The following is a 14,386-nucleotide window of genomic DNA, read 5'->3' on the forward strand; positions in this document are numbered from 1 at the left end:
CCCCCTGCATGGTAGTGCCAGTACCAGTATAAGCAAGAACTGGTACCCGTTTATCAGATGGTTGATGCTACGACCATCTGTTGAATGACGCAATGGAGTTACCATGAATACGTCAGTTGTTTCACCGGGCCGCGCTGGCCTGATATTGCTGCTAACCGGCCAGATGCTGCCGATGATTGATACCTCAATCACCAACGTGGCGCTGGACGCCATCACCCATTCGCTGCACGCTACCGCTACCGAACTGGAGCTCATCGTCGCGCTTTATGGCGTGGCCTTTGCCGTCTGCCTCGCGCTCGGCAGCAAGCTGGGGGACAACTTTGGCCGTCGGCGTCTGTTCATGTGGGGCGTCGCGAGCTTTGGCCTGGCCTCGCTGCTCTGCGGGATGGCGGGGAACATTGAACAGCTGCTGGCCGCGCGCATCGTTCAGGGGGCGGGAGCCGCACTGATCGTGCCGCAAATTCTTGCCACGCTGCACGTGACGCTGAAAGGTACGGCGCACGCTAAGGCCATCAGCCTGTTTGGCGGCATCGGTGGGATTGCGTTTATCGTCGGCCAGATGGGCGGCGGCTGGCTGGTGTCGGCGGATATCGCCGGGCTGGGCTGGCGTAACGCCTTCTTCATCAACGTGCCGATCTGTCTGGTGGTGCTGGCGCTGAGTCGCCATTTCGTACCCGAAACCCGTCGCGAGACGCCGTCACGCATCGACTGGACCGGAACCGTGCTGCTGGCGATCATTCTTTGCTGCCTGCTGTTCCCGATGGCGCTCGGCCCACAGTGGCACTGGTCGTGGCCGCTGAAGGTTATGCTTCTCGCCATTATTCCGCTGGGCTGGCTGACGGCGCTGAATGCGCGCAAAAAGGAGCGTGAGAATGCCCATCCGCTGATCCCGCCGCGCCTGCTGCAGCTTCGCAGCGTTCGCTTTGGCATTCTGATTGCGATGCTCTTTTTCAGCGTCTGGTCCGGGTTTATGTTCTGTATGGCGCTGACCATGCAAACCGGTCTGGGGATGGCACCGTGGCAGTCCGGAAACAGTTTTATCGCGCTGGGCGTTACCTACTTTATTTCGGCGTGGTTCGCGCCGCGACTGATTGCTCGCTACAGCACCAGTACCATTCTGCTGACGGGTCTGGCGATCCAGATTGCCGGCCTGCTGGCGCTGATCGCCACGTTCCGCGTCTGGGGAATGGAGAATACCGCCCTGACGCTGGCGCCCGCGACCGGGCTGGTCGGCTACGGGCAGGCGCTGATCGTGAACAGCTTCTACCGCATCGGGATGCGCGATATTCAGCCTGACGACGCGGGAGCCGCGAGCGCCATTCTCAGCACGCTGCAGCAGGCCGCTCTGGGGCTTGGCCCGGCCATTTTCGGCGCGATTTTGCTCCACGCGCTGCAGAACCATCACGGGGATTACACCCAGGCGGTGAACGTCTTCCTGATGGTGGAAACGGCGATGATGGTGGTGCTTGCCCTGGCGACGCTGCGCATCCGCCATCGCCTGTGCCTGCCAATGGTAAAGGTCTGCCAGGCCACCAAATAAGCCCGTGAATTTGCATAATAGATCCGCAGCCGCCATTATGGGGCTGCATCAATACAGGAGACGTTATGCAGGAATTAATTGCTCAGGTTGAAGAGTTAGGCATTGAAATTAATCACACCACTTCTTTAGTGATTATCTTTGGTATTATTTTTCTTACCGCCATCATCGTTCATTTTATTCTGCACAAAGTGGTGCTTCGCGCTTTCGAAAAACGCGCGCAGGCCAGCAGCCATTTGTGGCTGCAGATCATCACCCAGAATAAATTATTTCACCGTCTGGCCTTCACCCTTCAGGGGATAATCGTCAACGTCCAGGCGGTACTGTGGCTGCAAAAAGGCAGCGAAGCGGCGGAAATTCTCACGACATGCGCAAAGCTGTGGGTCATGGTGTATGCCCTTCTCTCCTTCTTCTCGCTGCTGGACGTGATTTTTAATCTGTCGCAGAAAATGGCCACCGCATCACAGCTGCCGCTGAAGGGGATCTTCCAGGGCATCAAGCTGGTGAGCGCCATCCTGGTGGGGATACTGATTATCTCCCTGCTGATCGGCCAGTCCCCGGCGATTCTGATAAGCGGTCTGGGCGCCATGGCCGCCGTGCTGATGCTGGTGTTTAAGGACCCGATACTCGGTCTTGTGGCGGGGATTCAGCTTTCCGCCAACGATATGCTCAAGCTCGGCGACTGGCTGGAGATGCCGAAATACGGTGCCAACGGCACGGTGACGGACATCGGTCTGACCACCGTTAAAGTACGCAACTTCGATAATACGATTACAACCATTCCGACGTGGGCCCTGGTCTCCGACGCCTTTATCAACTGGAGCGGCATGTCGGCCTCCGGCGGGCGACGCATTAAGCGCAGCCTGAATATTGATACCACCAGCATTCATTTCCTGGACGAGCAGGAGCAGCAGAAACTCATTCAGGCGAAGCTGCTGAAGCCCTATCTGGCCGCGCGACATGAGGAAATTAGTCTGTGGAATCAGAAGAACGGTGAAGGGGAGTCAGTATTAAACCTGCGTAAGATGACCAATATAGGCACCTTCCGCGCCTACCTGAATGAATATCTGCGCAACCATCCACGTATTCGCAAAGATATGACGCTGATGGTGCGCCAGCTAGCGCCTGATGCGAATGGTTTGCCGATTGAAATATACGCCTTCACCAACACGGTGGTCTGGGCAGAATATGAGGAGATTCAGGCCGACATCTTCGACCATATTTTCGCGGTGGTGGATGAATTTGGGCTGCGTATTCACCAGTCCCCGACCGGGAACGATATTCGCTCGTTGACCCTACAGCATCGGTAAGGTGGGTTGCCGGGCGTGAAGGCAGGTGCAGTCTGGTGCCCTCACCCCGGCCCTCTCCCACGGGGAGAGGAAGAAAACCGCGCTACTTTTTGCGGGAAAGCTTAAACGCCACAAACAGGAAGATAACCCATACCGGCAGCAGCATCGCCGAAAGGCGCATCTCATCCATGGTGCACATCAGCACCAGAATCAGCCCCAGGAAAGCGATACAGATATAGTTCCCCGCCGGATAGAGCAGCGCTTTGAACTGCGTATCGCGTCCCTTGCGGCGCATCGCGGCGCGAAAGCGCAGGTGCGCCAGGCAAATCATGATCCAGTTCAGCAGCAGAGTGGCGACAACCAGCGCCATCAGCAGGCCAAAGGCCTCTTTCGGCAGCAGATAGTTAATCAGCACCACCAGCGAGGTGATAGCACCAGAAAGGAACAAGGAATTCACCGGCACGCCGCGACGGCTGACGCGGGTGAGGAACTTCGGCGCGTTGCCCTGCACGGAGAGGCCGAACAGCATGCGGCTGTTGGAGTAAACGCCGCTGTTATAGACCGACAGAGACGCCACCAGAATGACGAAGTTCAGCGCCGAGGCCACCACGTTGCTGTTCAGATCGTGGAAAATCATCACGAACGGGCTGCTGTCGGACTTCACTTCCACCCACGGATAGAGCGCCAGCAGCACCACCAGCGAGCCGATGTAGAACAGCAGAATACGGTATACCACCTGGTTGACCGCTTTTGGAATGCTTTTATGCGGGTCGCGCGCTTCCGCGGCGGTAATTCCAATCAGTTCTAGTCCACCGAAGGAGAACATGATCACCGCCAGGGAGAGAATCAGCCCTTTCCAGCCGGTGGCGAGGAAGCCGCCGTGCTGCCACAGGTTGTCGATCGTGGCGCGCTCACCGCCGTGGCCGGAGAACAGCAGCCACAGGCCAAAGCCGATCATCCCGATAATCGCCAGCACCTTGATCAGCGCAAACCAGAACTCGGTTTCGCCATACAGGCGCACGTTGACGAGGTTAACGGCGTTAATAATGATGAAGAAGGCCGCCGCCCAGATCCACGTCGGGACGTCCGGCAGCCAGTACTGCATGTAAATGCCTGCGGCGGTCAGCTCCGCCATCCCCACCAGCACGAACATCACCCAGTAGTTCCAGCCGGAGAGGAAGCCTGCAAACGGGCCCCAGTATTTATAAGCAAAGTGCGCGAAGGAGCCTGAAACCGGCTCTTCAACAACCATCTCGCCAAGCTGGCGCATGATCAGGAAGGCGATAATCCCGGCGATACCGTAACCCAGCAGCACCGCCGGGCCCGCCATCTGAATAGCGGGGCCGATGCCGAGAAACAGCCCGGTACCAATCGCGCCGCCAAGGGCAATTAACTGAATATGTCGATTTTGCAAACCACGTTGCAGCGTCGGATTCTGATCCGACGAGGCTTCAGCGCTACCATGGCCTGAAGCGGATGACGCGTCTTTCACGTCCTACCCCTGTCTCTTTTTTAGAAGGGGCACGTTTTAACACTTCATGCTGGAGGTAGCAAGGGATTGGGGCATCCCTGCCCCGGATAACGAGAAGGAACGCTTAAAACGCGTAGCCAACCGAGACCTTAAAGGTGCGCGGTTCGCCCTGCGTAATATAGGTCCCGGAATCGTCCACGCTGGCCCAGTAGTTTTCATTGGTCACGTTGTCGATGCCCGCACGAACCGTCATCTGGTTTTCATTGTGGTTCACCGCGAAGCGATAGCGCACTCCCAGATCCAGCGTGGTGTAGCTGTCCAGCTTTTTGGTGTTTGCCAGGTCAGCGTACTGCGCGCCAGAATGGTTCACGCGGGCGGTCGCGGTCAGGCCGTCAATCGGCTTGATGTCGTACTCAGCGCCCAGCACGGCGTAAAAGTTCGGAATCCCGATCGCATCGTTACCCTGATTCACGCCATTTTTGGTTTTGGTCAGCTCGGCCTGCAGCCAGGTGGCGCTGGCGTTCAGACGCATCCCCAGCATTGGCTCACCGAAGACGTTCAGCTCCACGCCACGGTTTCGCTGCTCGGCATCCAGGCCGTAATGGCCGCTGTCGTCGAGGATCGCCGACGGCATTTTGATCTCAAACAGCGCAAGCGATCCGCCCACGCGGCCGAAGTCCGCCTTCACGCCCACTTCGTTCTGCTTAGAGTGAACGATACCGGTGCTCTGGCCGTAGTTGGTGGCGGTGTTAGGTGCGGTTTTGCCCGGCTGCAGCGCTTCGGTGTGGTTTGCATAGAGGGAAATCTCCTCCCACGGCTTGTAGACCACGCCGTAGGTAGGCATCCAGCGGCTGCCGTCGAAACCGTCCGCCGCGTTTTCCGCACCGGTGACTTTGTTATACCCGCGAATGACCACCTTCTGATGGCGGGCGCCTGCGGTGAACAGCAGCTTGTCATCCAGCACGCCCAGCGTATCGCTCAGCAGCCAGCCCTGGGTACGGGTGCGCCCGCTGGTCAGCGGATCGCTGTACTTTCCGCCGGAACCGTTGAAATTGGTGCTGTCCGGCATATCGACGCCGGTGTTGTGGTAGATGTTGGTGGTCGGGTTATCTTTCGCCGCCGACATTTTCCACGCGATTTTTTCGTTTTTGGTCATCGCCGAATAGCCAACGTTGACCTTGTGCGAGACGAAGCCTGTATTGAAATTACCGCGAATGCCCGCCATGCCGCTGACGGAATCGCTGATGCGGTTGGTATCAAGACGGCTGACCGTTGCCTTGCCGCTTTTATCCACCAGCTTCGGCGCGCTGTAGATGCCTTCCTCGTGCGCGTGCTGCGCGCCAAGACCGGTATAGGCCGTCCAGCCGTCGGTGATGTCGTACTCGCTGCGCCACATCCCGAATTCGTTTTCGATGTTGCTGTAGGCCCACTTCTGCGAGAAGTTGCGATCGTTTTTCGGCGGCTCGGGTACGAAATCCACCGCGGAAATATTGACGCTGGTCGGGCTGCCGTGGAAGGTTTTCTTCTGATAGCCCAGATCCAGCGAGGTGCGGAAGCGGTCGCCGGCGTAATCCAGGCCGGTAGAGAGCAGCGTGGTGCGGCGGCGGTCATTCGGTATGCCGGTTTCCCCTTCGCGATGGACCAGGTTCACCCGCGCGCCGAACTGGTCGCTGTCACCGTAGCGACGGCCCGCGTCGAGCGTGGTGCCAATCTGGGAATCCGAGGTGTAGTCCACGCCGACCTTCGCCTGCGGGAGCTCGCCCGCGTGTTTTGGCTCAAGGTTGATCATCCCGCCCACGCCGGAACTTGCCGCGCCGTTCATCAGCGAGTTGGCCCCTTTGAAGATCTCGATGCGGTCGACCATCTGGGTATCCACAACCTGGCGCGGCAGCACGCCGGACAGGCCGCCGAAGGTCATGTCGTCACCGTCGAACTTCAGGCCACGGATGCGGTAGGTCTCCGCGCTGTTGCCGTACCCCTGAACGAACTGCACGCCCGCGTCGTTCGCGACGACATCGGCAATGGTTTTCGCCTGCTGATCTTCTACCAGCTTCGAGGTGTAGCTGATGATGTTGAACGGCACGTCCATGGCGTTCTGCTGGCCCAGCATCCCCATGCGCCCGCCGTTCGCCACCTGTCCGTCAAGGAAGGCCGGTACCGGCTGGTCGCCGCCGGGTTTGAAATCGCTGGCAGGTTTAGCCTGGACAACGAGGGTGTCCTCTTTTTGATTGTCCGCCGCTAAGGCGGAATGTGTCGCCGCGCCAACGGCGAGCGCCAGCAGCGTTTTGTGCATGATGGTGTTGTTCATCGTTAACTCATTTTAAAGTGCGCGCAAAAAATGACCCGTTGTCGGGCCTTAGAATGTATTGAATGCAATGCAAATGAGAACTATACGCATTATCCATGCGTTGGCAAGTGTAACCGCGTTCATGAGGAGATTTGGCGCGAAAAGAGGGGGAACAGCCACCCCGTTTGGGGAGTGGCTGCAATAACGTTATTTTTTCTTGTAGATATTGGCCGTACCGTGAATTTTATTGTTGGTGTTCCCTGAAGTGAGCACCAGGACATCCGCGCCTTGCTTATCGGCTTTCTCAATCAGTTCTTTTTTCGCATCATCCACCGATACTTCATTCGAGGTGTTTACCGTACCGATTTTTTTATATTGAGATGCAACTTTTTTGAACTCGCTTTTAGTAAGTAGCTGTGCAGCAAAAGCATTGGTCGTAAACAGTAATGCCGTTCCCAACAAAATAGCAGTCGTCTTTTTCATAACCTTTTTCCTTGAGATTAATCAGCAACTACGAAAAACCTCACGCAGTGTGGTGAGGTTTTATGAGCATGGTAGAGAATCTCAGGAATTGCCATTCGTTCGGGAAAAATCTTTTATAACAACCCGTTGCATGAAATTACTAACGAATATTAAGAATATTCGAATACCCGCGCGGTGCCAGCAATATCAACGCGTACCGCCGTGCCCGGGTTCCATCCTGGCTGGCTTACGGTCTTCAGAATCACCGGCTGCTGCTGTCCGGCCAATCCCAGGGTGAGCGTCGACAGCTGGCCGGTGAAGTCCACGTCGAGAATCGAGATCGGACTTTCATGCGCTGCACATGCCGTCACGCGTAATTGTTCAGGGCGCATCATTACCCTGCCCTGTCCTGTCGCATGCGCGTTGTCCGTCGGCACTTCACCCAGCGCGCACACGGCATACCCGGCGGCAAGCTGAGCAGGCAGGATCACGGCATCGCCAAGAAACAGCGCCGTCTCTTCGTCAACGGGACGGGTGTAAACGTCATAAGGCGTACCGACCTGCGTGAAGCGCCCGGAGCGCATGACGGCAACCTGCGTGGCAAAGGACAACGCTTCGTTCTGATCGTGGGTGACCAAAATCGAGGCCACGCCCGCTTCGGCCAGCAGATCGGCCGTTGCCTTACGCGTCGTGGCGCGCAGGCCGGTATCCAGAGCCGAGAACGGTTCATCCAGCAGCATCAGTGAAGGTCGCTGGGCCAGCGCACGGGCAAGCGCCACGCGCTGCTGCTGTCCGCCGGAAATCTCGTGGGGCCAGTGCGTTGCGAGCTGCCTGTCCAGAGAAACCATCTCCATCAGCGCCGCAACGCGCTGGCGTTTCTCGTGGCGGGTGCCGTCCAGCCCCCAGGCGATGTTGTCTGCCACATTGAGGTGCGGGAACAGCGCACCCTCCTGAGGCACAAAACCAATCCGGCGCAGGTGGGCGGGAACAAAACTGTTTTCATCGAACAGCGTTCTCCCCTGCATGACAATGCGCCCGGTGTCAGGCGTTTCGAACCCGGCAAGAATACGCAGCAGCGTGGTTTTCCCCGACCCGGAAGGCCCGACAATCGCCGTCCTGCTCCCCGGCGCCACGCTCAGGTTTAAGCTGTCGAGCACCTGCACATCAGAAAACGATTTAGAAATGGCGGTTAATTCAAGCATGTCATAGCCCTGCAATTTTTTTCGACTGCATATAGAGAATGGCGGTCAGCGGGAGTGAGATCAGGATCATCAGCATCGCGTAAGGCGCGGCGGCAACATAGTCAATTTCACTGGTCAGCGCCCAGAATCCGGTGGAGAGCGTGCGCGTGCCCAGCGGAGAGAGCAACAGCGTGGCGGTCAACTCGTTGCTGACGCCGAGGAAAACCAGCGCGGCCCCTGCCGCCGCACCCGGCGCGGCCAGCCGCATCGTGACGCTCCAGAGCGCCTTCGCGGGCGTGCTGCCCAGGCTGCGCGCCACGTTTTCCAGCTCAACCGGCGCCTGCGCAATCCCCGCCCGCAGGTTGATGAGCGCGCGGGGCATAAACATCAGCAGGTAGGCCAGGAACAGGGTAATTTCCGTCTGGTAAATGGGACGAGCGTAATGAATGGTGACGGTGACCAGCGCCAGCGCCGTGACGATACCCGGCAGCGAGCTGGTGATATAGATGCACCCTTCAAGCATCCGGAAGATGCGGTGCGGATAGCGGATGCCCAGCCACGCGATGGGGATCACGCACGCGGTCGTCAGAAGCGCACCGCCCACGCCGAGCATCAGCGTCTGGCGCAGGGAGTGCCAGAGATCGGCACTCATCCAGTTTTGTACGCCGCCGAGCCAAATCCAGCGACACAGGACAATTAGCGGCACGCCCAGCGCCAGAACGATCAGCACGATGAAAAACAGCTGGCCCAGCGCTGCGGCCGCAGGCTTCAGCGGCCAGCGTTTCTGCTCGCGCGCGGCCCCGGCGCCAATGCGCGCGTAGCGTGCTTTTCCGCGCGTCACGCCCTCCAGCATTAATATAGCCAGACAGCACAAGGCCAGCACGCCCGCCAGCATGTTCGCCGCCGGGCCGCTGAAGGTAGACTGGAACTGGTCATAAATTGCCGTGGTGAAGGTATCAAAGCGGATCATCACGTACAGGCCATATTCCGCCAGCAGGTGCAGCGCCACCAGCAGCGCGCCGCCGCAGATAGCCAGCTTGAGCTGGGGCAGCACCACGCGGAAAAAGACCCTCCACGGCGGCGTACCCAGCGAAGCGGCGACATCTTCAAGCGTCGGGTCAAGGCGACGCAGCACCGCCGCAACCGGCATATAGATAAACGGATAGTAGGCAAGAACCGAGAGGAACACGCCCGCGGAGAGCCCGTGCATGGACGGGACAGCGCTCACCCAGGCATAGCTTTGCACAAACGCGGGGATCGCCAGCGGGGCGACCGCCAGTGCGGACCAGATCCCTCGCCCGGCAAGCTGCGTGCGCTCCGTGAGCCAGGCGATTGCCACGCCCGTCACGATACACAGCGGAACCGCTAAAGCCGTCAGCCACAGCGTGTTGCTGAGCAGCTCAGCAACACGCGGGCGAAACACCAGCGCCTTAATGGTTTCCCAGCCGGTCTCAATGCCAATGGCAATGATAAAACCCAAAGGCAGAAGCGCCATTAATGAAAACAAAACAGCTAACGCAACCATCGGCAGTGCAGGACGCCTGCGGGCAGGCTCCTGCACTCTGTTTTTTCCGATGTCGAGACTCAGACCAGACATAAGACGTTCACTTTACTCTCAGGATCACAGCAGGCCGGCTTGCGTCATCAGCTCGATAACTTTTTTACTGTTAAGCGTCGAAGGTTCAACTTTCGGTGCATCAAGATCTTTTAGCGGGACCAGTTTCGGGTTTGAGGCCGCGTTCACGCCCACCGCATACTCAAAGGCGTTGTTGGTACGCAGGCTTTCCTGACCTTCTTTACCGGTAATGTATTTGATGAAGGCCTGCGCCTGCGCTTTATGCTTGCTGGATGCCAGCACGCCGCCGCCGGAGAGGCTCACAAACGCGCCCGGATCCTGGTGTTTGAAGTAGTAGAGCTGGGTGTTTTTGCTGTTTTCACCGGTTTTGGACTGATCGACAAAACGGTAGTAGTGATAAATCACGCCGCCATCAATCTGACCGGCATTGACCGCTTTCATCACGGTGCTGTTGCCTTTATAGGCAACGAAATTGGCTTTCATCGCTTTAAGCCATTCCAGGGTGGCCTTCTCGCCTTTCAGCGCCAGCATCGCGCTCACGATGGCCTGGAAATCCGCGCCTGACGGTGATGCCGCCCAGCGGCCTTTCCACTCGGGTTTCGCCAGATCCATCAGCGACTTAGGCAGCTGCTGTTCGCTGAGTTTTGCCGGGTTATACACAAATACCGTGCTGCGGGCGGCAATGCCGATCCAGCGGCCGTGCGCAGGACGATATTCCGCCGGTACCTGCTTCAGGGTGTCTGCATCCAGCGGCGCAAACAGGTTGGCGTTATCCACCAGCACCATTGAAGGCGAGTTCTCCGTCAGGAACACGTCTGCAGGTGACGCGCTGCCTTCCTGAACCAGTTGGTTACCCAGCTCGCTGTCATCGCCATTACGCAGAGTGACTTTGATGCCGGTTTCTTTAGTAAAACCGTCCACCCACGACTTCACCAGGTTTTCGTGCTGCGCGTTATAAACAACGATACCTTCGCTGTTATCGGCCGCAACCGATTGTGTAGAAAGGAAAAGTGATGAAGACAACAAGGCAAGCGAGAAGCAGGACAGCAGGCGAGAATTCATGAACATATCCTTAATAGACCAACGGGATTAACGACTCATAGCTTTGTGGGACAGGATTAAAGCATACAACAACGCTAATGATAATTAGTATCAATCCAGTTTAGGCGTAAAAGTGTAAAATTTCTTTTTAGCAGATTTTAGAATGATAAAAATCCAAATTTTAATGAGAGATAATTTTTAGATTAAGAAAACCTTAAGCCTGCCTACAATGAAATTCATTAGCCTTCTATTCATTATGACGCAAAGGTAAATCTGTTATTCATGCGCCCGCCAGATATAAAAGCCCCGATATTGCGGGGCTTTTTATGCTTATCTGGAGGTAGCTAAGTTTATAAGACTACTCATTTAAAAAGCATCACATCGCCGCATGAGGGGCATACATCGGATAGGTGAAGAACAATAAATGCACGCAGTTCAGGCCAAAATGGAATAACGTTGCAACCCAGAGCTTACCGCTCCACATCCACGCCAGGCCGTAAATAATGCCGGAGAGGCTGGCAAAAATAATAAGCAGTAAACCGCCGCTATAATGCATCAGTCCAAAGATGACTGAGGCAATCAACATCGCGACAACAGGATGAATAATCCGGGACAAGCGTTGCTGCAGGTAGCCTCTGAACAAGGCTTCCTCGGCCAAAGAGACGAAGAAAATATTCGCAAGGGCAAATTGAGCGAACCATTCTGGTGCATGCGGCTCAATTCTAAGTCCGCCCAACGCAACAGCCAGAAGTAACAGCGCGGGTATCGCAAGAACCAATATTCCCCAGCCGACCTTGCCAGCTTTATAGAGGGGTTTTGCTACGAATAACGTTGGCATGCACGTAATTAAAAAGAACGGCACCACTGCCTTGTCCATATTAAAGTACATACTGAACGGTATGCTTTGCGGACCAACGACGACAGCATCCAGCACTTTGGGGTTATGGAAGCCCGGGATCACATGCAAAACCAGGGCAACGGCGATGACCACGCACAGGCCTTCGACCAGATATGTATATTTATTATTTTTATTACGTAGCCATTCAGCAGCAGACCAGCCAACAACGATTGATGCAATAACCAGCAGCGCCGGGGCGTCAAGAATACCCTGTTTCCAGCCGAGAAATGCCGTTAATCCCAGCATTAGATAAGCCAGGCTTTTATTAAGGGAGAGTGCGGCAAGCGAAGTTGCGAGTAGATACCACATAAATGTCCTTCTTGACCGGTAAATTTAGGGGCGATGTCCCAAATATGTCCCACAACGGAAATCAGGAGGATGTGAAGGAGGCGTGACTCTATGAAATGGCACGCCCTGTAGGATTCGAACCTACGACCTACGGCTTAGAAGGCCGTTGCTCTATCCAACTGAGCTAAGGGCGCACTGATATGCGTGTACTTCGCGGTGGTGAAACGCGAAGAATTATACGGTCAATGGCAAGTGAGTCAATGCCTTTTCCGCTTTACACGGCAATTACCACTAGCCGATTGTAAATACGGCTATTTTCTCAACATTTCGCCCTGTTTCACCGTAAAATTTGGCGCTGCGAAAAGGCTTAGTTGCATTTAAGTAACGCCTGCTGTTTTCCCGAACGTCAGCTCGTCACACTAGAGTCAGGTATCCCGGCCGCCTGGAGGCTGGCAGACAACAGGACAATGGAGTGGCAGCGCAAAACCTGATCGATACGCCCCCCCGGTTACAGTACATTTCTCAGGACATCGTCGGCATTAAGCTTGAGCCCATCGTCGCCCTTTCCTCCTTGCGCCAGGTTGGCGTGGAGGTACTAAGCGTTCTGTCCGACACGCGGCACAGCGAGGACTTTTTTTGCGAACGGTCCGCAGACTGGTCGATAACGCTGCTTGAAGCGCAGCTTGCCGCGTTAAAAAATGCGCCGCACGGTCATAATCTTTTTATTAATCTGCCGATAACCGTCCTGACAGAGACAGCCTCTTTTCAGCGACTTATCCGGTTAACAGGCGTGTCGCTCAATATTGAGATTGTCGATCTCGCGTCCTTTTTAGCGCTGACCCTCGTCGAGAAGCAGCATGTCGTTCAAAATTTGCGGCAACTTAGCAGACAGGGACACGCAATCTGGCTTGATGACGTGGATGACGTCACCGTGCAGTCGTTTTTATCCTGCCGACTCCCGTTAAGCGGCATCAAAATAGATAAGGAAGCATTCTGGCGTTTACGCGACACCCCTGCGCTGAGGCAACTGGTTTCCCTTTGCTTTCAGCTTGCCGGGAAAGTGCTTATTGAAGGTATTGAGACTGAACGCGATCGTACCTGGGCACTGCAGGCAGGCGCAGACCTTGGCCAGGGATATTACTGGCCGTCCTGGACATGGCCGGAGGATTAAAAAGCCATTTCCAGGAGGGAGACCATGCGAATGACAGTGCGCCGTTACCGGCGGCGGCGTACAGGAAGTGATGCCCTGGGATTTACGCGCTCACCTTTTGCTCCCCCCTTTTTCGACCGGCTCGAATTTTTGAGCCAGTCTATCAGCCAGCCCCGCAAAACCGACGCCCCGTTTATCCTTCTGGTGACGGAGGATCACTACCTGCGCACCGGTTTTCTCAACGCCCAGTTTCCCCTGAGCAGCTGCTGCGACTACGCCACGCTGGACGACGCCCTTATCGCTCAAACGCAGTGGCCTTCAGCCCGCCTGGTCGTGGATATTGAAAGCCGGTCCACGGGGCTTCTGGAGAAACTGGATCAGTTGAGACGGCATAGCCTGTTTCCTCCGTTCCTAACGCCCTGGCTGCTGGTCCGGGCCGATAATTACGATACCCGCCTCTTCTGCAAAGCGGCGGGTCCCTTTCATGTGCTCGAACGTCAGCTGAGCGCCGCTGCGCTCCAGCACAGCCTGTTGGATACCCTACCTCCGCTGGGTACCGAGAAAGACTGGTTCTCGCGCAACGAATGGCCCATCCTGCAGGAGCTTTCCCGGGGCAAGACATTGCGTCAAATTGCCCTTATGCAGAATCGCCCCTATAGCCGCATTATCTATCGTCTCAGCTGCATCCTCTTAAAGCTGGGGCTAAGCCATCGCCAGGAATTGCTCCATCTTCTTAATAACCTCTCAGACTGCACGTTTTCACTCACCACCTAACCCCTTATTTCCTAAAGCGGTTTAAGAATTTACTTACCACTCGCGTTGCGAAAATGTTAATTTTTAACAATAAAATCGAATTTATAACTATTCCTAATTTATGGGCGCGAACCTTGTGAAATGCCACAAATTAGCGGAACGGCAGCACTTTCCTCCATCCGTTAAGCGAATGCAGAAGGCGTTAACAAGATGATAATGATGTAAAAACAAGCAGCTTAGCGACAACTGCCAGGAGTAAAAAGCGAAGCGGGCAGCATGTTCTCCTGTGCACCAGAAGCCGTTATCCGGATCGGTGTAAGCACTTTCAGATGAAGGTCAGTCGGCCTGCGAGGGCAATTTTTAACCTCACGTTTGCGGGTTCGTCCCTTTCAAAGAGGCATATTTTTGTTAACAATTGATCAACATACAGCGATATCTGTTATTTTTTGTTAT

Annotated in this window: 11 protein-coding genes and 1 tRNA gene; 4 read left to right on the forward strand and 8 right to left on the reverse strand. The window is 55.9% G+C overall.

Annotated features, from left to right (window positions below):
- Positions 1 to 103: 103 nt before the first annotated feature.
- Together INF68_RS10010 and INF68_RS10015 are read left to right on the forward strand one after the other, a co-directional pair.
- Positions 104 to 1,540, forward strand: a complete 1,437-nt coding sequence (locus INF68_RS10010) for an MFS transporter (protein WP_023310658.1) — start codon at positions 104 to 106, stop codon at positions 1,538 to 1,540.
- A gap of 65 nt (positions 1,541 to 1,605) precedes the next feature.
- A complete protein-coding gene (locus INF68_RS10015) occupies positions 1,606 to 2,847 on the forward strand; it encodes a mechanosensitive ion channel family protein (protein WP_033144837.1) in 1,242 nt (413 codons plus the stop codon).
- A gap of 82 nt (positions 2,848 to 2,929) precedes the next feature.
- Here INF68_RS10015 and pheP read toward each other — a convergent pair whose 3' ends face one another.
- The 8 genes from pheP to INF68_RS10055 all read right to left on the reverse strand — a co-directional run bounded on the left by pheP (position 2,930) and on the right by INF68_RS10055 (position 12,224).
- Positions 2,930 to 4,318, reverse strand: a complete 1,389-nt coding sequence (pheP, locus tag INF68_RS10020) for a phenylalanine transporter (RefSeq protein ID WP_045400812.1) — start codon at positions 4,316 to 4,318, stop codon at positions 2,930 to 2,932.
- 103 nt (positions 4,319 to 4,421) lie between these two features.
- Positions 4,422 to 6,605: a TonB-dependent siderophore receptor gene (locus INF68_RS10025; RefSeq protein ID WP_126786006.1), complete on the reverse strand. Its 2,184-nt coding sequence runs from the start codon at positions 6,603 to 6,605 to the stop codon at positions 4,422 to 4,424.
- Between the two features lie 186 nt (positions 6,606 to 6,791).
- Positions 6,792 to 7,067, reverse strand: a complete 276-nt coding sequence (gene yahO / locus INF68_RS10030) for a DUF1471 family periplasmic protein YahO (RefSeq protein ID WP_033144835.1) — start codon at positions 7,065 to 7,067, stop codon at positions 6,792 to 6,794.
- A 149-nt stretch (positions 7,068 to 7,216) separates the two neighbouring features.
- Positions 7,217 to 8,248 carry an ABC transporter ATP-binding protein gene (locus INF68_RS10035; protein WP_045400806.1) on the reverse strand — a complete coding sequence of 344 codons (1,032 nt, stop codon included), beginning with the start codon at positions 8,246 to 8,248 and terminating at the stop codon, positions 7,217 to 7,219.
- A 1-nt stretch (position 8,249) separates the two neighbouring features.
- Complete coding sequence (locus tag INF68_RS10040) at positions 8,250 to 9,824, reverse strand: iron ABC transporter permease (protein ID WP_048976680.1); 1,575 nt, start codon at positions 9,822 to 9,824, stop codon at positions 8,250 to 8,252.
- 24 nt (positions 9,825 to 9,848) lie between these two features.
- Complete coding sequence (locus INF68_RS10045) at positions 9,849 to 10,865, reverse strand: iron ABC transporter substrate-binding protein (protein ID WP_109844921.1); 1,017 nt, start codon at positions 10,863 to 10,865, stop codon at positions 9,849 to 9,851.
- A 355-nt stretch (positions 10,866 to 11,220) separates the two neighbouring features.
- Complete coding sequence (locus tag INF68_RS10050) at positions 11,221 to 12,051, reverse strand: CPBP family intramembrane glutamic endopeptidase (protein ID WP_126786007.1); 831 nt, start codon at positions 12,049 to 12,051, stop codon at positions 11,221 to 11,223.
- A gap of 96 nt (positions 12,052 to 12,147) precedes the next feature.
- Positions 12,148 to 12,224 (reverse strand) — tRNA-Arg (locus tag INF68_RS10055).
- A gap of 278 nt (positions 12,225 to 12,502) precedes the next feature.
- Here INF68_RS10055 and INF68_RS10060 point away from each other — a divergent pair.
- Positions 12,503 to 13,201 carry an EAL domain-containing protein gene (locus tag INF68_RS10060; RefSeq protein WP_126786008.1) on the forward strand — a complete coding sequence of 233 codons (699 nt, stop codon included), beginning with the start codon at positions 12,503 to 12,505 and terminating at the stop codon, positions 13,199 to 13,201.
- Between the two features lie 24 nt (positions 13,202 to 13,225).
- Positions 13,226 to 13,954: a response regulator transcription factor gene (locus INF68_RS10065; protein ID WP_047173834.1), complete on the forward strand. Its 729-nt coding sequence runs from the start codon at positions 13,226 to 13,228 to the stop codon at positions 13,952 to 13,954.
- The last annotated feature ends 432 nt before the right edge of the window (positions 13,955 to 14,386 follow it).

The sequence above is a fragment of the Enterobacter cloacae complex sp. P16RS2 genome (genome assembly GCF_014982155.1).
In the GTDB taxonomy this organism is placed as follows: Bacteria; Pseudomonadota; Gammaproteobacteria; order Enterobacterales; family Enterobacteriaceae; genus Enterobacter; species Enterobacter cloacae_M.